General features: G+C 72.0%; 18 protein-coding genes. 7 read left to right on the top strand and 11 right to left on the bottom strand.

Annotated features, from left to right (window positions below; translation table 11 throughout):
• Both ABD198_RS00915 and ABD198_RS00910 read right to left on the bottom strand, forming a co-directional pair.
• Nucleotides 1–867 (bottom strand): acyl-CoA thioesterase, encoded by an 867-nt coding sequence (locus tag ABD198_RS00915; protein ID WP_343997319.1) that lies wholly within the window; start codon nucleotides 865–867, stop codon nucleotides 1–3.
• 18 nt (nucleotides 868–885) lie between these two features.
• Nucleotides 886–3,399 carry a DEAD/DEAH box helicase gene (locus ABD198_RS00910; RefSeq protein ID WP_343997318.1) on the bottom strand — a complete coding sequence of 838 codons (2,514 nt, stop codon included), beginning with the start codon at nucleotides 3,397–3,399 and terminating at the stop codon, nucleotides 886–888.
• A gap of 145 nt (nucleotides 3,400–3,544) precedes the next feature.
• On the opposite strand from ABD198_RS00910, the gene ABD198_RS00905 reads away from it, so the two are divergent.
• On the top strand, nucleotides 3,545–4,339 hold the full coding sequence (locus tag ABD198_RS00905) for a metal-dependent hydrolase (RefSeq protein ID WP_343997317.1): 795 nt from the start codon (nucleotides 3,545–3,547) through the stop codon (nucleotides 4,337–4,339).
• A gap of 74 nt (nucleotides 4,340–4,413) precedes the next feature.
• On the opposite strand, the gene ABD198_RS00900 is transcribed toward ABD198_RS00905, so the two are convergent.
• The 5 genes from ABD198_RS00900 to ABD198_RS00880 all read right to left on the bottom strand — a co-directional run bounded on the left by ABD198_RS00900 (nucleotide 4,414) and on the right by ABD198_RS00880 (nucleotide 9,768).
• Nucleotides 4,414–4,674 carry a type B 50S ribosomal protein L31 gene (locus ABD198_RS00900; RefSeq protein WP_343997316.1) on the bottom strand — a complete coding sequence of 87 codons (261 nt, stop codon included), beginning with the start codon at nucleotides 4,672–4,674 and terminating at the stop codon, nucleotides 4,414–4,416.
• 75 nt (nucleotides 4,675–4,749) lie between these two features.
• Complete coding sequence (locus tag ABD198_RS00895; protein ID WP_343997315.1) at nucleotides 4,750–5,220, bottom strand: DUF5709 domain-containing protein; 471 nt, start codon at nucleotides 5,218–5,220, stop codon at nucleotides 4,750–4,752.
• Nucleotides 5,221–5,535: 315 nt separating this feature from the next.
• Entirely contained in the window at nucleotides 5,536–7,317 is a 1,782-nt protein-coding gene (locus ABD198_RS00890) for an ABC transporter ATP-binding protein (protein ID WP_343997314.1), read from the bottom strand.
• Nucleotides 7,314–9,167, bottom strand: a complete 1,854-nt coding sequence (locus ABD198_RS00885) for an ABC transporter transmembrane domain-containing protein (RefSeq protein ID WP_343997313.1) — start codon at nucleotides 9,165–9,167, stop codon at nucleotides 7,314–7,316. Before ABD198_RS00885 ends, ABD198_RS00890 begins: the two co-directional genes overlap by 4 nt.
• Nucleotides 9,168–9,321: 154 nt before the next feature.
• Entirely contained in the window at nucleotides 9,322–9,768 is a 447-nt protein-coding gene (locus ABD198_RS00880; RefSeq protein WP_343997312.1) for a MarR family winged helix-turn-helix transcriptional regulator, read from the bottom strand.
• A 101-nt stretch (nucleotides 9,769–9,869) separates the two neighbouring features.
• Between ABD198_RS00880 and ABD198_RS00875 the strand changes: the two genes are divergently transcribed.
• The gene (locus tag ABD198_RS00875) at nucleotides 9,870–11,678 is read left to right on the top strand and encodes an ABC transporter ATP-binding protein (RefSeq protein ID WP_343997311.1); all 1,809 of its coding nucleotides are present in this window, start codon (nucleotides 9,870–9,872) and stop codon (nucleotides 11,676–11,678) included.
• Between the two features lie 43 nt (nucleotides 11,679–11,721).
• Nucleotides 11,722–12,582 carry an endolytic transglycosylase MltG gene (gene mltG, locus ABD198_RS00870; RefSeq protein ID WP_343997310.1) on the top strand — a complete coding sequence of 287 codons (861 nt, stop codon included), beginning with the start codon at nucleotides 11,722–11,724 and terminating at the stop codon, nucleotides 12,580–12,582.
• Nucleotides 12,583–12,696: 114 nt separating this feature from the next.
• On the opposite strand, the gene ABD198_RS00865 is transcribed toward mltG, so the two are convergent.
• Nucleotides 12,697–13,776 (bottom strand): NAD(P)-binding domain-containing protein, encoded by a 1,080-nt coding sequence (locus ABD198_RS00865; RefSeq protein ID WP_343997309.1) that lies wholly within the window; start codon nucleotides 13,774–13,776, stop codon nucleotides 12,697–12,699.
• An 80-nt stretch (nucleotides 13,777–13,856) separates the two neighbouring features.
• Between ABD198_RS00865 and ABD198_RS00860 the strand changes: the two genes are divergently transcribed.
• A complete protein-coding gene (locus tag ABD198_RS00860) occupies nucleotides 13,857–14,285 on the top strand; it encodes a secondary thiamine-phosphate synthase enzyme YjbQ (RefSeq protein WP_343997308.1) in 429 nt (142 codons plus the stop codon).
• A gap of 84 nt (nucleotides 14,286–14,369) precedes the next feature.
• Here ABD198_RS00860 and ABD198_RS00855 read toward each other — a convergent pair whose 3' ends face one another.
• Nucleotides 14,370–15,206: a universal stress protein gene (locus ABD198_RS00855; protein WP_343997307.1), complete on the bottom strand. Its 837-nt coding sequence runs from the start codon at nucleotides 15,204–15,206 to the stop codon at nucleotides 14,370–14,372.
• Between the two features lie 285 nt (nucleotides 15,207–15,491).
• Here ABD198_RS00855 and ABD198_RS00850 point away from each other — a divergent pair, with 285 nt between their 5' ends.
• Together ABD198_RS00850 and ABD198_RS00845 are read left to right on the top strand one after the other, a co-directional pair.
• Nucleotides 15,492–15,962, top strand: a complete 471-nt coding sequence (locus ABD198_RS00850) for a cation:proton antiporter regulatory subunit (RefSeq protein ID WP_343997306.1) — start codon at nucleotides 15,492–15,494, stop codon at nucleotides 15,960–15,962.
• A 4-nt stretch (nucleotides 15,963–15,966) separates the two neighbouring features.
• The gene (locus ABD198_RS00845; RefSeq protein ID WP_343997305.1) at nucleotides 15,967–17,199 is read left to right on the top strand and encodes a cation:proton antiporter; all 1,233 of its coding nucleotides are present in this window, start codon (nucleotides 15,967–15,969) and stop codon (nucleotides 17,197–17,199) included.
• 79 nt (nucleotides 17,200–17,278) lie between these two features.
• On the opposite strand, the gene ABD198_RS00840 is transcribed toward ABD198_RS00845, so the two are convergent.
• Nucleotides 17,279–17,665, bottom strand: coding sequence for a DUF5997 family protein (locus tag ABD198_RS00840; RefSeq protein WP_343997304.1), 387 nt, complete (start codon nucleotides 17,663–17,665; stop codon nucleotides 17,279–17,281).
• Nucleotides 17,666–17,723: 58 nt separating this feature from the next.
• On the opposite strand from ABD198_RS00840, the gene ABD198_RS00835 reads away from it, so the two are divergent.
• The gene (locus ABD198_RS00835) at nucleotides 17,724–18,482 is read left to right on the top strand and encodes a LysR family substrate-binding domain-containing protein (protein ID WP_343997303.1); all 759 of its coding nucleotides are present in this window, start codon (nucleotides 17,724–17,726) and stop codon (nucleotides 18,480–18,482) included.
• A gap of 36 nt (nucleotides 18,483–18,518) precedes the next feature.
• On the opposite strand, the gene ABD198_RS00830 is transcribed toward ABD198_RS00835, so the two are convergent.
• Nucleotides 18,519–19,268 (bottom strand): DUF4142 domain-containing protein, encoded by a 750-nt coding sequence (locus tag ABD198_RS00830; RefSeq protein WP_343997302.1) that lies wholly within the window; start codon nucleotides 19,266–19,268, stop codon nucleotides 18,519–18,521.
• Between the last annotated feature and the right edge of the window lie 90 nt (nucleotides 19,269–19,358).

Raw genomic sequence — 19,358 nt, 5'->3', positions numbered from 1 at the left:
CTACAGCGCGCGGAACAAACCCTCCTGCACGACGGACACCAGCATCCGCCCCTCGCGGTCGTAGATCCGCCCACGGGCCAGGCCCCGTCCGCCCGTGGCGATGGGCGACTCCTGGTCGTAGAGGAGCCACTCGTCCGCGCGGAACGGCCGGTGGAACCACATCGCGTGGTCCAGCGACGCCATGTCGAAGCCCCGCGGCCCCCACAGGGGTTCGACCGGGATGCGGACGGCATCCAGCAGGGTCATGTCACTGGCGTAGGTGAGCGCGCAGGTGTGCACCAGCGGGTCGTCACCGAGCGGGCCGACCGCCCGCATCCACACCGCGCTGCGCGGCGCGGCGCCCTTCACCTCCTCGGGGTCCCAGCGCAGCCGGTCCACATAGCGGATGTCGAAGGGCTGACGGCGGGCCATCCGCTCCAACTGCTCCGGCAATGTGCCCAGATGCTCCCGGATCTCGTCCGTGACCGTCGGCAGCGACTCCGGGTCCGGCACCTCCCGCGCCGGCGGCAGCTGATGTTCAAAACTTCCCTGCTCGGGCTGATGAAAGGAAGCGGTGAGATGAAAGATCGTGCGGCCCTGCTGCACCGCGGTGACCCGGCGGGTCGTGAACGACCGCCCGTCCCGCACGCGTTCCACCATGTACACGATGGGCACACCCGGCCGCCCGGGGCGCAAAAAGTACGCGTGCAGCGAGTGCACGGGCCGGTCGCCGTCCGTGGTGCGCCCCGCGGCGACCAGCGCCTGGCCGGCCACCTGACCGCCGAAGACCCGCTGCAGCGACTCCTGCGGACTGCGGCCCCGGAAGATGTTCACCTCGATCTGCTCCAGATCGAGCAGGTCGACAAGCCGTTCGGCAGGGTTCGTCATGGCTGCGGTACTCCCGTGTCACAGCTGGCCGACGTCGGTGACCCGCACGACCGCGCGGCCCTCGGCGTCGGAGGCGGCCAGATCGACCTCGGCGCTGATGCCCCAGTCGTGGTCCCCGTTGGGGTCGTCGAAGATCTGCCGGACCCGCCACAGTCCGTTCTCCGGCTCCTCGTCGATCAGCAGCAGCTTGGGACCGCGGGCGTCGGGGCCGGTGCCCAGCTCCTCGTACTCGTCCCAGTACTTGTCCATCGCCTCGGCCCAGGCGTCCGCGTCCCAGCCCGACTCGGCGTCCAGCTCGCCCAGTTCCTCCACCCGGTCCAGCGCGGCGAGCTCCACCCGGCGGAACATCGCGTTGCGCACCAGCACGCGGAAGGCGCGCGCATTGGCGGTGACCGGCTTGACCTGGTCGGCCTTCTCCTGCGCCTCCTCGGCGGTCATCTCCTCCGGGTTGGCCAGCTGCTCCCACTCGTCCAGCAGGCTCGAGTCGACCTGGCGCACCATCTCGCCCAGCCAGGCGATCAGATCCTGCAGATCCTCCGACTTCAGGTCGTCCGGGACGGTGTGCTCCAGCGCCTTGTAGGCGCTGGCGAGGTAGCGCAGCACGATGCCCTCGCTGCGGGCCAGCTCGTAGAAGGACACCAGCTCGGTGAAGGACAGCGCCCGCTCGTACATGTCCCGCACCACCGACTTCGGCGACAGCGGATGGTCACCGACCCACGGGTGGCTCTTGCGGTAGGTGTTGTACGCGTGGAAGAGCAGCTCCTCCAGCGGCTTCGGGTAGGTGATGTCCTGGAGGCGCTCCATGCGCTCCTCGTACTCGACACCGTCCGCCTTCATGGCGGCGACCGCCTCGCCGCGCGCCTTGTTCTGCTGGGCGACGAGGATCTGGCGCGGGTCGTCCAGCGTGGACTCCACCACGGACACCATGTCCAGCGCGTACGACGGCGATTCGGGATCCAGCAGCTCGAACGCGGCCAGCGCGAAGGTGGACAGCGGCTGGTTCAGCGCGAAGTCCTGCTGGAGATCCACGGTCAGGCGCACGATGCGGCCCTCGGCGTCCGGGGTGTCCAGCTTCTCCACGATGCCGCCGTCCAGCAGCGAGCGGTAGATGGCGATCGCGCGCCGGATGTGCCGCAGCTGCTGCTTGCGCGGCTCGTGGTTGTCCTCAAGCAGACGGCGCATCGCCTCGAAGGCGTTGCCGGGACGGGCGATCACCGACAGCAGCATCGTGTGCGTCACCCGGAACCGGGACGTCAGCGGCTCCGGCTCGGAGTCGATGAGCTTCTGGAAGGTCTTGTCGCTCCAGCCGACGAACCCCTCGGGAGCCTTCTTGCGTACCACCTTGCGGCGCTTCTTCGGGTCGTCGCCCGCCTTCGCCAGCGCCTTCTCGTTCTCGATGACATGCTCGGGCGCCTGCGCGACCACGAAGCCCTCAGTGTCGAAGCCGGCCCGTCCGGCGCGGCCCGCGATCTGATGGAACTCACGGGCGCGCAGGGTCCGCACCCGGTTGCCGTCGTACTTGGTCAGCGCGGTGAACAGCACCGTGCGGATGGGCACATTGACGCCCACACCCAGGGTGTCCGTCCCGCAGATCACCTTCAGCAGGCCCGCCTGGGCGAGCTTCTCCACCAGGCGCCGGTACTTGGGCAGCATGCCGGCGTGGTGCACGCCGATGCCGTGGCGCACGTAACGCGAGAGATTGCGGCCGAACTTGGTGGTGAAGCGGAAGTTGCCGATCAGCTCGGCGATCTGCTCCTTCTCCTCGCGGGAGCACATGTTGATGCTCATCAGCGCCTGCGCCCGCTCCACCGCCTGCGCCTGGGTGAAGTGCACGATGTACACCGGCGCCTGACGGTTCTCGAGCAGATCGGTGAGCGTCTCGGTCAGCGGGGTGTAGCGGTACTCGTAGGACAGCGGCACGGGCCGGGTCGCCGAGCGGACCACCGCCGTCGGGCGGCCGGTGCGGCGGGTGAGGTCCTTCTCGAAGAAGGACACATCACCCAGGGTCGCCGACATCAGCACGAACTGAGCCTGCGGCAGCTCCAGCAGCGGGATCTGCCAGGCCCAGCCGCGGTCCGGCTCGGCGTAGAAGTGGAACTCGTCCATCACGACCTGGCCGACGTCCGCCTGCCGGCCGTCGCGCAGCGCGATCGACGCCAGCACCTCGGCCGTGCAGCAGATGACGGGAGCGTCCGCGTTGACGGAGGCGTCGCCGGTGAGCATGCCGACGTTCTCGGTGCCGAACAGCTTGCACAGCTCGAAGAACTTCTCCGACACCAGCGCCTTGATGGGTGCCGTGTAGAAGGTGACCTCGTCCCTGGCCAGCGCGGCGAAGTGGGCCCCGGCGGCGATCATGCTCTTGCCGGAGCCGGTGGGCGTCGAGACGATCACATTCGCCCCGGACACCACCTCGATCAGCGCCTCCTCCTGGTGGGGGTAGAGCGTGAGACCCCGCTCCTGCGCCCACGACTCGAAGGCTTCGTACAGGGCGTCGGGGTCGGCGGTCGGCGGCAGCTGATCGATGAGGGTCACGCCCCCATCTTGCCTGCCCGCCCACCGGAACCGGGAATCGGATGCGGGTACGAAGATCGCGAACGCTACGCTGTGCCGTCGGCAGAGGGGAAGCAGAGCCGGCGAGCGGGCCGGCGGTACACGAGGAACGGGGCGGGCAACGGCGATGATGGGACCAGCACACTCACTTTCGGGCGCCGCGGCCTGGCTCGGCGTCGGTGCGGCGAGTGCCGCGGCCGGACGTCCCATGCCCTGGCCGGTGCTGCTGGCGGGCGCGCTGATCTGCGCGGGGGCCGCGCTCGCCCCCGACCTCGACCACAAGGCGGCGACCATCTCACGGTCCTTCGGACCGCTGTCCCGCTGGCTGTGCGAGATCGTCGACAAGCTCTCCTACGCCGTCTACAAGGCCACCAAGATGCAGGGCGATCCGCGCAGGTCCGGCGGCCACCGCACGCTCACCCACACCTGGCTGTGGGCAGTGCTGATCGGCACCGGCACCTCGGCGCTGGCGATCTTCGGCGGGCGCTGGGCGGTGCTGGGGATCCTCTTCGTGCACATGGTGCTCGCCATCGAGGGGCTGCTGTGGCGGGCGACCCGGGGCTCCAGCAGCGACGTCCTGGTGTGGCTGCTGGCCGCGACCAGTTCCTGGATCCTCGCGGGTGTCCTGGATCAGCCGGGCAACGGCTCCGACTGGCTGTTCACCGCGCCGGGCCAGGAGTACCTGTGGCTGGGACTGCCGATCGTGCTGGGCGCGCTGGTGCACGACATCGGGGACGCGCTGACGGTGTCCGGCTGCCCGATACTGTGGCCGATACCGGTGGGCCGCAAGCGCTGGTACCCGGTCGGGCCGCCGAAGGCGATGCGGTTCCGCGCGGGCAGCTGGGTCGAGCTGAAGGTGCTGATGCCGGCGTTCATGGTGCTCGGCGGAGTGGGCGGCGCGGCCGCGCTCAACGTGATCTGAGAAATCTGAGGGATCCAGTCGATGCCCTGCCGGGTGACCCGAGTGATTCGAGCTGTGCCCCGCCGGGGGCGGCCTCAGCCGGCTGCCCCGCCCTCGCCGCCGTACCGGCGCTCGAAGCGGGCGACGCGTCCCTCCGTATCCACGGTGCGGGCCTTGCCCGTGTAGAAGGGGTGGCTCTCGGAGGAGATCTCCACGTCCACCACGGGGTAGGTCTTGCCGTCGTCCCACTCGATGGTCTGGTCGCTCTTCGCGGTGGACCGGGTGAGGAAGGCGTACCCGGCGGCGCGGTCGCGGAAGACGACCGGGTGGTAATCGGGGTGCTTGTCCTGCTGCATGGCTGCTCCCTGTTCGGGGTGGTCCGGCCGGTCGGGCCGGCGGGCAGGGCTGGGCGGCCGGCCGGGTGCCGGAGGTCAGCCGGGCAGGGAGTCCTCGTCGACGATGTGCACGGCGGCCTCCTCGGCGGAGGCGGCCGCGCCGTCGATGCCGACGTCCCGGGCGACCAGGGCTTCCTCCTCGTCCTCGTGCGCCCCTTCGTCGGGGGCCACCAGCCGGCCGGAGCGGATCGCGCCGACCTCGTTGTCGAGGAGTTCGCCGTCGGTGCCGTCGCAGTCGCCGAGACCGTCGCCGTCGGGGGCGGCGGGATCGGGCAGTTCCTCGGCGAGCCGCTCGTCGAGCGTCTCGCCCTCGAGGCGCTCGGCCGCGGTCACCCCGCGGTGCTCCACCGCCCACGGTCGCTCGGGCGGGGACCAGCCCTGGTCCAGGGGGTCGGCGACGCCGTCGTCCTCCAGGGTGTCCTCGGCGTCGAGAAGTCCGGCGTCGTCCTGGATCTCGGACGCGTCGGGCTGGTAGACGTCGTCTCCCCATCCGTCGGCGCTGCTCACGGGTACCTCCAGGGGTCGGGGACAGGATTGTTCCCGCCGTGGCCCGCACCGGGCCGCCTCTGCACGGGGCAATGGCGCCGCCGGCCCCTTCTCCGGGGTGCCGGCCGTTCCCCGAGCCAATGCCTGACTCCAGCCTTCCACCCCGCTTCGGCACCGCGCAACGGCACGACTGCCGCACAGGGGGTCACACGGCACGCCCGCGCCTTCCGGGGGCCCGGGGCACGGGCCGCCCCGGCCCGCCGGCTCGCACCGAGGGCCGGGCAGCCGGCGGGACGGGTCCCAAAAGGAGTCCGCCCCACCGGTCCGGCGTTCGCCTCACCCGTGCCAGGACCGCCACAACGCCGCGTAGGCGCCGTCCGCCGCGACCAGTTCCTCGTGGCTGCCCAGCTCGCTGATCCGGCCGTCCTCGACGACGGCGATCACGTCCGCGTCGTGGGCGGTGTGCAGCCGGTGCGCGATGGCGACGACCGTGCGGCCGTCCAGGACGCGGGCCAGGGACCGCTCCAGATGCCGGGCCGCGCGCGGGTCGAGCAGGGACGTCGCCTCGTCCAGGACCAGCGTGTGCGGATCGGCGAGCACCAGCCGGGCCAGCGCGACCTGCTGGGCCTGGGCCGGGGTGAGCGCCACTCCGCCGGAGCCGACCTCGGTGTCGAGTCCGCCGGCGAGCGCGCGGGCCCAGCCGTCCGCGTCGACCGCGCGAAGCGCCGCCCACAGCTCGGTGTCCTGCGCGTCGGTCCGGGCGAGCCGCAGGTTGTCGCGCAGGGAGCCCACGAAGACGTGATGCTCCTGGTTGACCAGCGCCACATGCGACCGGACCTGCTCCGCGGTCATCCGGCTCAGCTCCGCGCTGCCCAGGGTGACCGAGCCGTCGCGCGGCTCGTAGATGCCGGCCAGCAGCCGCCCCAGCGTCGACTTGCCCGCCCCGGAGGGGCCCACCAGGGCCATCCGCGTGCCGGGCGCGACCTCCAGCGACACCTTGCGCAGCACGTCCACGCCCTCGCGGTAGCCGAAGCGGACCTCCTCCGCCCGCACCTGCCGCCCGTCGGGCGCGAGCGTGGCGTCACCGGCGTCGGGTTCGATGTCCCGCACCCCGACCAGCCGGGCCAGCGACACCTGCGCCACCTGCAGCTCGTCGTACCAGCGCAGGATCAGCCCGACCGGCTCGACCAGCATCTGGGCGATCAGCGCGCCGGTGGTCAGCTGGCCCACCCCGATCCAGCCCCGCAGGACGAACACCCCGCCGATCATCAGCACCGAGCCGAGCACGGTCACATGGGTGATGTTGACGACCGGGAAGAGCACCGACCGCAGCCAGAGCGTGTAGCGCTCCCACGCCGTCCACTCCCTGATCCGCCGGTCCGACAGCGCCACCCGGCGCTCGCCGAGGCGGTGCGCCTCCACGGTCCGCCCGGCGTCCACGGTCTCGCTGAGCGCGGCGGCCACGGCGGCGTAACCGGCGGCCTCCGACCGGTAGGCGGAGGACGCCCGCCGGAAGTACCAGCGGCACCCGGCCACCAGCAGCGGCACGGCCACCAGCACGGCCGGCGCCAGCTCGGGCGCGGTGACCACCAGACCGCCCAGCAGCAGCGCGGCCCACACCACGCCGATGGTCAGCGTCGGCACGGCCTCGCGCATGGCGTTGCCGAGCCGGTCGATGTCGGTGGTGATCCGGGACAGCAGATCACCCGTGCCGGCCCGCTCAAGCACCCCGGGCGGCAGCCCGACCGACCGCACCAGGAAGTCCTCGCGCAGGTCGGCCAGCATCCGCTCACCGAGCATCGCCCCGCGCAGCCGCATCTGCTGCACGAACACGGCCTGCACGAGAAGCGCGAGTACGAACAGACCCGCCGTGAGCTCCAGATGCAGCTCCCGCGCCCCGCCCGAGACCCGCTCGACCAGGGTGCCGAGCAGGTAGGGCCCCACCATCGAGGCGATCACCGCGACCGCGTTCACGGTGATCAGCAGCAGGAAGGCCCGGCGGTGCCGGCGCAGCAGTTCGCCGACGTACGCGCGGACGGTGGCGGGGGCACCCACCGGCAGGGTGCCGGCCGTGGTCGGGGCCGCCGGGTCGTGGGCCGGGGGCGCCACGCCGATCATGCCGTCTCCTCGATCTCTTCGAGTTCCTCGAGCGCTTCGAACGTCTCCAGCCGGTGCAGCACTTCCGGCGCCGCCCCGCGGCCCGCCCGGGTGCCGCGCCGGTCCTCGTGCCGGGCCTCGTCCTCGGTCTCCCGGGTCACCACCGCCCGGTACCGGGGCTCGGTGTGCACCAGCTCGCGGTGGGTGCCGGCCGCCACCACCGTGCCCTCGTGCAGGAACACCACCCGGTCGGCCCGGTCCAGCAGCAGCGGCGAGGACGTGAAGACCACCGTCGTCCGCCCGGACCGCAGATCGCGCAGCCCCCGGGCGATACGGGCCTCGGTGTGCGAGTCCACGGCCGAGGTGGGCTCGTCCAGGACGAGCACCTCCGGGTCGGCGACCAGCGACCGGGCCAGGGCGAGCCGCTGGCGCTGGCCGCCCGACAGCGACCGCCCGCGCTCGGTGAGCCGCGCGTCCATCGGGTCCCGGACGTCCAGCGATCCCTGCACCAGCGCCGCCAGCACGTCCTCGCACTGTGCGGCCTCCAGCGCGGCCTGCGGATCGACCTGCCCGGATGCGGGTACGTCGAGCAGCTCGCGCAGCGTCCCGGACAGCAGCACCGGGTCCTTGTCCTGGACCAGGACCGCCCGGCGGGCGCTGTCCAGCGGCAGCTCGTCGAGCGGCACGCCGCCGAGCAGCACCGAGGCGCCCGGCTGGGCCGCATGCCCGCCGAGCCGCTCGGCCAGCCTCCCGGCCGCGTCGGGGTCCCCGCACACCACGGCGGTGAGCCGGCCGGACGGGGCGCACAGACCCGTCTCCGGGTCGTACAGATCGCCGGACACGGACTGCTCGGGCAGCGAACCCGCGGCGTCCATGGCCCGCTCCAGCGCCAGCACCCGCGCGGCCCGCCGGGCCGAGGGCTTGGAGAAGGAGTAGGCCATGGCGATCTCCACCACGTGGCGCAGGGGGTAGGCGAGCAGCATGACGGAGCTGTAGACGGTGACCAGTTCACCGACCTCGATCCGGCCCTGGCGGGAGAGGTGCACGCCGTAGCCGACGACGCCGATCAGCAGCAGCCCCGGCAGCAGCACCTGGATCGCGGCGATCAGCGACCACATGCGGGCGCTGCGCACCGCGGCGTGCCGCACCTCCTGGGAGGCGCGCCGGTAGCGGTCGAGGAAGAGTTCCTCGCCGCCGATGCCGCGCAGCACCCGCAGCCCGGCCACGGTGTCGGAGGCGAGTTCGGTGGCCCGCCCCGCCTTCGCGCGTTGCACATCGGCCCGCCGGGTGGCGTGCGGCAGCAGCGGCAGCACCGCGCAGGCCAGCACCGGCACGCCCACGGCGACGACGACACCGAGCGCCGGCTGGTGGATCAGCAGGCCCGCGGCGACCAGCACGATGGTGACCGCCGCCGCGGTGAACCGCGAGAGAGCCTCCACGAACCAGCCGATCTTCTCGACGTCACCGGTGGACACGGCCACCACCTCACCGGCCGCGACCCGCCGCGTCAGTGCGGCACCGAGGACGGCGGCCTTGCGTGCCAGCAGCTGCTGGACGCGGGCGGCGGCGGTGATCCAGTTGGTGACGGCGGCCCGGTGCAGGAAGGTGTCACCGATCGCATTGCCGGCGCAGATCAGTGCCAGCAGGCCGCCCGCCAGCGCGAGCCGGTCGCCCGAGCGGTCGACGGCGGCCTGCACGGCCGCGCCCACGCAGAACGGCAGCGCGGCCACCGAGGCGAAATGCAGCAGACCCCAGGCGAGGGCGACGAGCTGCCCGGACAGCTGGTTGCGGAAGAGCCACCACAGGAGCCGGGGGCCCGAGCGCGCGTCGGGCACACCCGGATCGGGAAACGGAAGATCTTGAATACGCATGAGGTCCCAGGGCTCGGAGCAGGGGCAGACAGTGGCTGCAAGCCGTGACAGGTTGACCTCGCCGCGTGCGGGCGGGCAACCGGTTTTTCCGCCCGCCACCCGGAACCGGCCGGGACCCGAACCGGCCGGACCCGGGACCAACCGGGCCGTGGGCTCAGGGCGGAGCTGCCGTCCCGTCGACCAGGGTGTCGAGCAGTTCGCCCAGGACCTTGCGCTGCTGGTCCCCCAGCGGGGCGAGGATCTCCTCGGCGGCGGACCTGCGTGCCGCGCGCAGCTCCCGCAGCGCGGCCCGTCCCTCGTCGGTCAGCTCGATCCGGATCACCCGCCGATTGTCCGGATCCGGCACCCGCCGCACCTTGCCGCTCGCCTCCAGCCCGTCGACCAGCGTGGTCACCGCCCGGGGCACCACCTCCAGCCGCTCGGCGAGATCCGCCATGCGCGGCGGTGAGCCGTAGTGCGCGAGGGTGCGCAGCAGCCGTGACTGGGCCGGGGTGATGCCGAGTTCGCGCCGCTCCAGGTGATGCTTCTGGATGCGGTGCACCCGGCGGGTGAGCCGAAGCAGCTGCTCGGCCAGCAGGCCGTCGGGATCGGGGGAGGTCATGCGCAGACAATATCAGGACGGAGTTCATTATGAGCATAGGTAACAATGAGCTAGGCTCCCATTGATCCCCTCGCCCCGCCCCGCCCGAGCCGAAGGAGACCATGCACCCCGACCACGGCCCAGTGATCCCGCCCCCGCCCGACGACACGCAGGGCCACCAGCCCCGGCAGGTCCGGCGCATCCTGCGTCTCTTCCGCCCCTACCGCGGCCGGCTGGCGCTCGTCGGTCTGCTCGTCTGCGCCTCGTCGCTGGTCACCGTCGCCTCCCCGTTCCTGCTGAAGGCGATCCTCGACGTGGCGCTCCCCGAGGGCCGCACCGGGCTGCTCAGCCTGCTCGCCCTCGGCATGATCCTCAGCGCGGTCCTCACCAGCGTGTTCGGCGTCCTGCAGACGCTGATCTCCACCACGGTCGGGCAGCGCGTCATGCACGATCTGCGCACCGCCGTCTACGGCCGGCTGCAGCGGATGTCGCTGGCCTTCTTCACCCGCACCCGCACCGGCGAGGTCCAGTCCCGCATCGCGAACGACATCGGCGGCATGCAGGCCACGGTCACCTCCACCGCCACCTCCCTGGTCTCCAACCTCACCGGCGTGGTGGCGACCGTCGTGGCGATGCTCGCCCTCGACTGGCGGCTGACGGTGGTCTCGCTGGCCCTGCTGCCGGTGTTCGTGTGGATCAGCCGCCGGGTCGGCGACGAACGCAAGAGAATCACCACCCAGCGCCAGAAGCAGATGGCGGCGATGGCCGCCACGGTCACCGAGTCGCTGTCCGTCAGCGGCATCCTGCTGGGCCGCACGATGGGCCGTTCGGACTCCCTGACCAAGGCGTTCGCGGAGGAGTCCGAGGCGCTGGTGGATCTGGAGGTGCGGTCGAACATGGCCGGCCGCTGGCGCATGGCCGTGATCACCGTCGTCATGGCCGCCATGCCCGCCGTCATCTACTGGACCGCGGGCATCGCCGTCCAGGCGGGCGGCCCCGAGGTCTCCCTCGGCACGCTCGTCGCCTTCGTCTCGCTCCAGCAGGGGCTGTTCCGGCCCGCCGTGAGTCTGCTGTCGACCGGCGTGCAGATCCAGGCCTCGCTCGCGCTGTTCCAGCGCATCTTCGAGTACCTCGACCTGCCGGTCGACATCACCGAACGCCCCGACCCGGTGCGCCTGGAGCGGGTCAAGGGCGAGGTCCGCTTCGAGAACGTGGAGTTCCACTACGACGGCAAGGGCACCACCGTGCTCGACGGCATCGACATCACCGTCCCCGCCGGCTCCAGCCTCGCCGTCGTCGGCCCGACCGGTGCGGGCAAGTCCACGCTGGGGCATCTGGTGCCCCGGCTCTACGACGTGACGGGCGGCCGGGTCACCCTCGACGGGGTCGACGTCCGCGAACTGGACTTCGACACCCTGGCCCGCGCGGTCGGCGTGGTCTCCCAGGAGACGTACCTCTTCCACGCCTCGGTCGCCGACAATCTGCGCTTCGCCAAGCCGGACGCCACCGACGAGGAGCTGTACGCGGCGGCCGAGGCCGCGCAGATCCACGACCACATCGCCTCCCTGCCCGACGGCTACGACACGGTCGTCGGCGAACGCGGGCACCGCTTCTCCGGAGGCGAGAAGCAGCGACTGGCCATCGCCCGCACCATCCTGCGCGATCCGCCGGTGCTGGTCCTCGACGAGGCCACCAGCGCCCTCGACACCCGGACCGAGGCCGCCGTCCAGAAGGCCATCGACGCCCTGTCGGCCAACCGCACCACCATCACCATCGCCCACCGGCTGTCCACCGTCCGCAACGCCGACCAGATCGTGGTGCTCGATTCCGGGCGGGTCGTCGAACGCGGCAGGCACGAGGAGCTGCTGGAGCGGGGCGGACGGTACGCGGCGCTGGTACGCCGGGATGCTCAACTGGAGCCGACAAGATGAAGATATGCCGGGTTTGTGACGATGTGAGGGTTACCGTGCCCGCATGCAGACCAACACTCCGTCACGGAACTCGATCCGGCTGACGCGCCGGGGCCGTCTCGCCCTCATGGCGACCGGGGCCGTCGTGGCAGGCACCGCCGTGGCGGTGCCGCTGCTGATCCTGGGGGACGAGAGCGACGCACGCCCCGCGGCGCTGGTCGTCCCGGAGGGCTGGCGCGCGAGCCAGGTCTACGCCGCCGTCGACAAGGCCCTCGCCCTGCCCGCGGGCACCACCCAGAAGTCCCTCGCCAAGGCCGGCCTCAAGCTGCCCAACGACGCGGAGGGCAACCCGGAGGGCTACCTCTTCCCCGGGACGTATCCGCTGCAGAAGGGGACGACCCCCGAAAAGCTCCTGGCGGAGATGGCCGAGGCCGCCCACCGGAAGTTCAACGGGGTGCCGATCGCCGCCGGTGCCCAGCGCAACGCCATGAACGTCTACCAGGCGGTCACCATCGCCAGCATCGTCCAGGCGGAGGCCTCCACCGAGGACGACATGGGCAAGGTGGCCCGGGTGATCTTCAACCGGCTGGAGCGCGGCATGCCGCTGCAGATGGATTCCACCGTCTCTTACGCCCTCGGCCGGCCCACCCTGCACGCGAAGGCCGCCGACACCAAGGTCGACAGCCCCTACAACTCCTACCAGCGCATGGGTCTGCCGCCGACCCCCATCGGCAACCCCGGTGAGGAGGCCCTGGGCGCAGCGATCAACCCCACCCCCGGCGACTGGCTCTACTTCGTCACGGTCAAGCCCGGCGACACCCGCTTCACCGCTGACTTCAAGGAGCACCAGCGCAATGTCGCCGAGCGCGACGCCGCACTGAAGAAGGCCGCCGAGCAGAAGAAGGCGGAGGCGGCCAAGGGGTGAGCCGGTGAGCCGCTGCCGAGCGCGCCGGTCGCCGGGCAGCGGGCGCACCGCCCCGTGCCACCCGCGAAACCCCCGGCCCCTACCGGGAAACCCCCGGCCCGCACCGGCAGTCCGTCACGCCGCGGCGAGCGGCTGCTCGGCGAGCAGCCGTCTGATGTCCCGCACCGCCGCACGCCCGGCGCGGTTCGCGCCGATGGTGCTGGCGGACGGGCCGTAGCCCACCAGATGGATGCGCGGATCGGCGGCCACTCGCGTGCCCTCCATCCGTATGCCGCCGCCCGGTTCGCGCAGCCGCAGCGGGGCGAGATGGTCCACCGCCGGGCGGAAGCCCGTGGCCCAGAGGATGACGTCGGCCTCGACCCGCCGGCCGTCCTTCCACTCCACGCCCTCCGGGGTGATCCGGTCGAACACGGGCTGCCGGTCCAGGACGCCGTCGGCGATGCCCTGCCGGACCGCGTCGGTGAGCGGAAGCCCCGTCACCGAGACGACGCTGCGCGGCGGCAGACCCTGCCGCACCCGCTCCTCGACCAGGGCCACGGCGGCCCGCCCGGCCGCCTCGTCGAACGGCCCCTCGCGGAACACCGGCGGGCGCCGGGTCACCCAGGTGGTGCTCGCCGCGTACGGCGCGATCTCCAGCAGATGCTGGGTGCCCGACGCCCCGCCGCCCACCACGACCACCCGCAGCCCGGCGAACGCCTCGGGCCCCGGGTACTGCGCGGTGTGCAACTGCCGTCCCCGGAAGGTCTCCTGGCCCGGGTAGCGCGGCCAGAACGGCCGGTCCCAGGTGCCGGTGGCGCTGATCAGGGCCCGCGTCGCCCACGTGCCGCCGGACGACTCCACCAGCAGCCGTCCGTCGCCGTTCTCGCGCACGGCCCGCACGTCCACGGGACGCCGCACCCGCAGATCGAAGGTCCGCTCGTAGCGGTCGAAGTACTCGGTGATCACCTCGGAGGAGGGGCGCGCCGGATCGGCACCGGTCAGCTCCATGCCGGGCAGCGCGTGCATGCCGTGCACCTTGCCGTACGTCAGGGACGGCCAGCGGTACCGCCAGGCGCCGCCGGGGCCGGGGGAGTGGTCCAGCACCACGAAGTCGCGGTCCGGCACGAAGCCGGTGCGCCGCAGGTGATAGGCGCTGGACAGGCCCGCCTGCCCGGCACCGATGACGACCACGTCGACCTCACGGATGTCGTTCACGGTTTCAACAACCGCGCCGCGTCCGTGGATCTTCCCGCCCTTCCCCGGTGAAGCCCGGCGCATGGGCGAGGATGGAGGGCATGTCAGATGCCTTCACCACCCGAGTCCTCACCGTCGCCACCGGATCCGCGGAGAGGGTCGTCGACATCACCCGTGACTGCGAGTCCTTCCTGCGGGAGACGGCGGCCGGCCGCGACGGACTGCTGAACGTCTTCGTGCCGCACGCCACCGCCGGGATCGCCGTCATCGAGACCGGTGCCGGGAGCGACCACGACCTGCTGGCGGCCCTGCACACCCTGCTGCCCGCCGACGACCGCTGGCAGCACCGGCACGGCAGTCCCGGCCACGGCCGCGACCATGTGCTGCCCGCGCTGGTCCCGCCGCACGCCACGCTGCCGGTGATCGGCGGCCGCCTGGAGCTGGGCACCTGGCAGTCGGTCTGCCTGGTCGACACCAACCGCGACAACCCCGAGCGCCGGGTACGGCTCAGCTTCCTCGCGGGCGCCTGATCGCCTCTGCGTTCACGAGGGACCCGACCCGCGCACGACGCTCCGTGCGGGCTCATCAAACCCGGCTCACTCCCGAAACCCGGCTCACTCCCGGTGGCGCACCACGACCACCGGGCAGTCGGCGTGGTACAGCAGCGCCTGGCTCACCGAGCCCAGCAGCAGACCGGTGAAGCCGCCGTGCCCGCGCGCCCCGGTGACCAGCAGCTGGGCGTCCTTCGAGGCCTCCAGCAGCGCGTGCCGCACCCTGCCCCGCTCCGCTCGCAGCTCCACGGCGACCTCCGGATGCGCGGCGCGCTCCGCCGCCACCGCGTCCGCCAGCAGCCGCTCGTGCGTCTCGCGCAGCTGGTCCAGGTCGACCACGACGTTCAGCGGGTCGGCCGGGCCCGCGTAGGGCGTGGGCTCGCTCCAGGTGTTCCACACATGCATGGCCACCAGCGGCACCTCGCGCAGCGCGCACTCGCCGAAGGCGAACCCCACCGCCGCGGCCGCGGCCGCGGAGCCGTCCACGGCGAGCAGCACCGGCCCCTCGGGGTCCGGGCGCCCGCGGACCACCATCACCGGGCAGTGCCCGTGCGCCGTCAGCTTCACCACCGTCGAGCCGAGCAGCAGATCGCCGAACCCGCTGTGCCCCCGGCTGCCGACCACCGCCAGCACCGCGTGCCGCGACTCGCTCTGCAGCACCGTCAGCGTGTCACCGGCCGCCACCGTCCTGGCGATCTCCAGGTCCGGGAAGAGGTCGCCGGCGCGCTGCTCGGCCTGCGCCAGCACGCCGTGGATCAGCGGGTCCAGATCGGCCGCGTGACTGAAGGCGTGCACGATCCTCAGCTCGGCGCGGCGCAGATGGGCCTCACGGGCCGCGGTGTCGACCGCGGCGAGACTGTGCGACGAGCCGTCCACTCCCACGATCACCGTGTCGTTCACTGCTCACTCCCGTCCCCGGGTGCCACCGGGTACCCGCGGGCGCGGACGCCTACGCGGGCGGGCCGGGCTGCGGCGACACGGCCTCCGGCGGGATCCTCCTGCCGTGGCGCGGCATCTGTCCATCCGTGGCAACACCCATGTTCGGGCCGAACGGCCGGATGGCACGATGTCCGCCCTGGGTGCGGACCCTCAGTACGATGAAGCGCCGCATTCGGCATGTTCGGCATGTCGCACGACCAAGAACGAAGCAGAACTGGAAGGGGACGGGCTGTGCCTGCTCCACGGATGAGCACCACGCCGCTGCCGGGCATCGGCGTGCAATACGACCTCACGACGCGTGAGCACCAGCACCTGTCCGTCATCGCCCACCGGGACGGCGCCCGCACGGTCAACATCTACCGCTCCGACGACCCCGACGCCTGCGCCCAGTCGCTGAAGCTGACGGTCGCCGAGTCGGCGGCGCTGATCGACGCCCTGATGCCCGACCACCACAGCCCCAACCTGCTGCACACCACCGACCTCGGTCTGGTCGCCGAGCGGATCGAGCTGCCCACGACCTCCTACTGGAACGGCCGTCTCCTGGGCGAGACCCGCATGCGCACCGAGACGGGCGTGTCGATCGTGGCGGTGCTGCGCAGGGCGGAGGCGATCCCGTCGCCCGCGCCGGACTTCCGGCTGGCGGGCGGCGACACGCTGATCCTCATCGGCACCCGTGAAGGCGTCGAGGCGGCGGCCCGGATACTCGACCGGGAGTGAGCACGTGCACTCTTCTGCAATCTTCCTGATCGAGTTCGGTGCGATCATTCTCGGTCTCGGTCTGCTGGGCCGTCTCGCCGGCCGCCTGCAGTTCTCACCGATCCCGCTCTACCTGCTCGCCGGACTGGCGTTCGGCGAGGGCGGGCTGCTGCCGCTCGGCGCCAGCGAGGAGTTCGTCGCCATCGGCGCCGAGATCGGTGTGATCCTGCTGCTGCTCATGCTGGGTCTGGAGTACACGGCCAGTGACCTGGTCTCCAACCTCAAGACCCAGTACCCCGCCGGTCTGGTCGACATGGCGCTCAACGCCCTGCCCGGCGCCGCCCTCGCACTCCTGATGGGCTGGGGACCGGTCGCGGCCGTGGTCCTGGCCGGTGTCACCTGGATCTCCTCGTCCGGCGTGATCGCCAAGGTGCTCGGCGACCTGGGACGCCTCGGCAACCGCGAGACCCCGGTCATCCTCAGCATCCTGGTGCTCGAGGACCTGGCGATGGCGGTCTACCTGCCGATCATCACCGCCCTGCTCGCCGGCGTCAGCCTGGCCGCGGGCAGCGTCACCCTGGCCATCGCGCTCGGTGTCGCCGGTCTGGTGCTCTTCGTCGCCGTCCGCTTCGGGCGGGTGATCTCCCGCTTCGTCTCCAGCGAGGACCCCGAGAAGCTCCTGCTGGTGGTGCTGGGCCTCACCCTGCTCGTCGCCGGTCTCGCCCAGCAGCTGCAGGTCTCGGCGGCGGTCGGCGCCTTCCTGGTCGGCATCGCCCTGTCGGGCGAGGTCGCCGAGGGCACGCACAACCTGCTGGCGCCCCTGCGGGACCTGTTCGCCGCCGTGTTCTTCGTCTTCTTCGGTCTGCACACCGACCCGGAGTCGATCCCCCCGGTGATCCTGCCGGCCCTGGCCCTGGCCGTGGTCACCGCACTCACCAAGATCGCCACCGGCTACTGGGCCGCCCGCCGGGCCGGAGTCTCGCCCAAGGGCCGCTGGCGCGCGGGCGGCACGCTGGTCGCCCGCGGTGAGTTCTCCATCGTCATCGCCGGCCTGGCGGTCACCGCCGGTGTCGAACCCGAGCTGGGCCCCCTGGCCACCGCCTACGTCCTGGTGCTGGTCATCCTCGGCCCCCTCACCGCCCGCTACACCGAGCCCATCGCCCTCCGCCTGGCGGGCCGCGGCGCCGCGACGCCCGTCCCGGCCCCCAAGCCCAAGGAGGAGGCCCTGGAGCCGGTCGACCCGGGACAGCACACCTAGCCCCACCCACACCGCACCGGCGGCCGGTCCGGGCTTCGGACCGGCCGCCGGTTTCGTTCGAAGTAGGCGCAGCCGTGTCTCAGCGGGTCCCGCGCTCCGCCTTGCGCTGCCTGAGCCGGGCCGCCTCCTTGCGGACCTCCGCCTGAGTGGCCCGCTCCCGCTCCAGCCACTCGGGACGCTCCTGCTTCAGCGCCTCGATCTGCTCGGTGGTCAGCGGCTCGGTGATGCCGCCGCGCGCCAGCCCCGAGATGGACACACCCAGCTTCGCCGCGACCACCGGACGCGGGTGCGGGCCGTTGCGCCGCAGGTCCCGCAGCCACTCGGGCGGGTCGGCCTGCAGCGCGTTCAGCTCGTCCCGCGAGACCTTACCCTCACGGAACTCGGCGGGGGTGGCCTCTAGGTACACACCCAGCTTCTTCGCCGCGGTCGCGGGCTTCATCGTCTGGGTGCTCTGGTGCGACGTCATGGGGTCCAGCGTATCGAGCGTGTGCCCGAGCGCCGGCCACGGCCGGTAACCTGGCCTGGTGACAGGCTCGGAAGTGTCCCCCTCGTTCCGGCTCGTGTACGTCCCCGGCGTGATGCCCGACAAATGGGTGCGCATCTGGAACGAGCGGCTGCCCGGAGTCCCGCTCACCCTCACCCAGGTGCCGCCCGGTGAGGCGGTCGAGCGGCTGCGGGACCGGGACGCGGACGCCGGCCTGGTCCGGATGCCCGTCGACCGGACGGTGTTCAGCGCGATCCCCCTCTACACCGAGCAGACGGTCGTCGTCGTCCCCAAGGACCATCTGGTGACGGCCGTCGACGAGGTGTCCCCGGAGGACCTGGCCGACGACATCGTGCTCCACCCGCTCGACGACGTTCTCGACTGGGACACCCTGCCCGGCAAGCCCGCCCTGGAGCGGCCCGCCACCACCGCCGACGCCGTGGAGCTGGTCGCCGCCGGGATCGGTGTGCTCGTGGTGCCGCTGTCGCTGGCCCGGCTGCACCACCGCAAGGACCTCACCCACCGGCCCCTGACGGACGCCCCCGCGTCCAGCGTGGCGCTGGCCTGGCGGGAGGACGCGCACACCGACCAGGTGGAGGACTTCATCGGCATCGTCCGCGGCCGGACCGTCAACAGCACCCGCGGCCGCAAGCAGCCCGACCGCGCGCCGCAGGAGAAGGAGCGCCGCACCGGCCGGGACCGGGCCGGGAACCGGCGGACGGCGGGCAGCGGCCGCCGGGGAGGCACCGGCGGCACGGCCAGGAACCCGCGGCGGGGCAAGCCCCGCCGCAGGTCCTGACGGGTTTTCGAAGAGGGGACACCTGGGGCTGAGCCGCTACTTGACCTCGCCCGACGGCGACGGAGCGGGCGAGGCGGTGTTGAGGTCCTTCAGGTTCTCCGGGATCTCCAGGACCTTCACCGGTGCGCCGGCCGCCGGCGCCGGCGGGGTCACCTGCTCCGCGGGCATCTTGGGCGGGTTGGTCTGCTGGAAGTTGACCTGCTCCTGATTGACCAGGCCGGTCTTCTCCAGGACGGTGATGTGGTCCAGCACCGTGTCGTTGGCCTGGTCGGCCAGCTGCCGGATCAGCGTGTTCCGGGTGGTGGCACGCACCTTGGCGATGACCGGGAAGATCTGGCCGTGCGTCACCCGCATGATGTTCACCGCGACCGAGTCGAACTCCTTGCCGGTGGCGGAGTTCACGGTCTGCACGAACTGCTCCTGCTGCGGGGACGCCTGGTTGGGCAGCGTGATGCCCAGCTCGAGCGAGATCTTGCGGCAGCTCTCGTCCAGCCGGCCGTGCCCGACGACGAGGTGCTCGCCCGCCTCCTTCATCTCCTTCGTGGTGCCGCGCTTCATCGCCATCAGGCCCAGGGGGTGCTCCCAGAGGCCCGCAGCCCGCACCTTCACCACGAAGTCACGGTCCGACTCGGTCAGCGGACCGTAGTTGGTGTTGGCGATGATGCGGTCCTGCTTGGTCGATGTGTTCTGCACGCCCAGCATGGTGGGATAAGCGAGCGCGGCGAGGGTGAGAACCATGGCTCCGCCCACGAACGCGGTTCCTGCCGTGCTGCGCGAGATGCGCATCGTGCCTCCTGGGATAAGAACGGCCCAACAGCAGGAAGTACGCACGGCAGCGGCAAGACAATCAGCGTTCCGGGAAAAATCTTTCGGCGC

Source organism: Streptomyces thermocarboxydovorans (assembly GCF_039524635.1).
GTDB classification, from domain to species: Bacteria; Actinomycetota; Actinomycetes; order Streptomycetales; family Streptomycetaceae; genus Streptomyces; species Streptomyces thermocarboxydovorans.
This window is presented reverse-complemented; position numbering and strand designations above follow the sequence as displayed.

Excerpts from the sequence above, each read along its gene's own strand:
- ABD198_RS00915 (WP_343997319.1), bottom strand. The coding sequence starts at position 867 with ATGACGAACCCTGCCGAACGGCTTGTCGACCTGCTCGATCTGGAGCAG.
- ABD198_RS00905 (WP_343997317.1), top strand. The coding sequence starts at position 3,545 with ATGATGGGACCAGCACACTCACTTTCGGGCGCCGCGGCCTGGCTCGGC.
- ABD198_RS00900 (WP_343997316.1), bottom strand. The coding sequence starts at position 4,674 with ATGCAGCAGGACAAGCACCCCGATTACCACCCGGTCGTCTTCCGCGAC.
- ABD198_RS00890 (WP_343997314.1), bottom strand. The coding sequence starts at position 7,317 with ATGATCGGCGTGGCGCCCCCGGCCCACGACCCGGCGGCCCCGACCACG.
- ABD198_RS00885 (WP_343997313.1), bottom strand. The coding sequence starts at position 9,167 with ATGCGTATTCAAGATCTTCCGTTTCCCGATCCGGGTGTGCCCGACGCG.
- ABD198_RS00880 (WP_343997312.1), bottom strand. The coding sequence starts at position 9,768 with ATGACCTCCCCCGATCCCGACGGCCTGCTGGCCGAGCAGCTGCTTCGG.
- ABD198_RS00875 (WP_343997311.1), top strand. The coding sequence starts at position 9,870 with ATGCACCCCGACCACGGCCCAGTGATCCCGCCCCCGCCCGACGACACG.
- mltG (WP_343997310.1), top strand. The coding sequence starts at position 11,722 with ATGCAGACCAACACTCCGTCACGGAACTCGATCCGGCTGACGCGCCGG.
- ABD198_RS00860 (WP_343997308.1), top strand. The coding sequence starts at position 13,857 with ATGTCAGATGCCTTCACCACCCGAGTCCTCACCGTCGCCACCGGATCC.
- ABD198_RS00850 (WP_343997306.1), top strand. The coding sequence starts at position 15,492 with ATGAGCACCACGCCGCTGCCGGGCATCGGCGTGCAATACGACCTCACG.
- ABD198_RS00840 (WP_343997304.1), bottom strand. The coding sequence starts at position 17,665 with ATGACGTCGCACCAGAGCACCCAGACGATGAAGCCCGCGACCGCGGCG.
- ABD198_RS00830 (WP_343997302.1), bottom strand. The coding sequence starts at position 19,268 with ATGCGCATCTCGCGCAGCACGGCAGGAACCGCGTTCGTGGGCGGAGCC.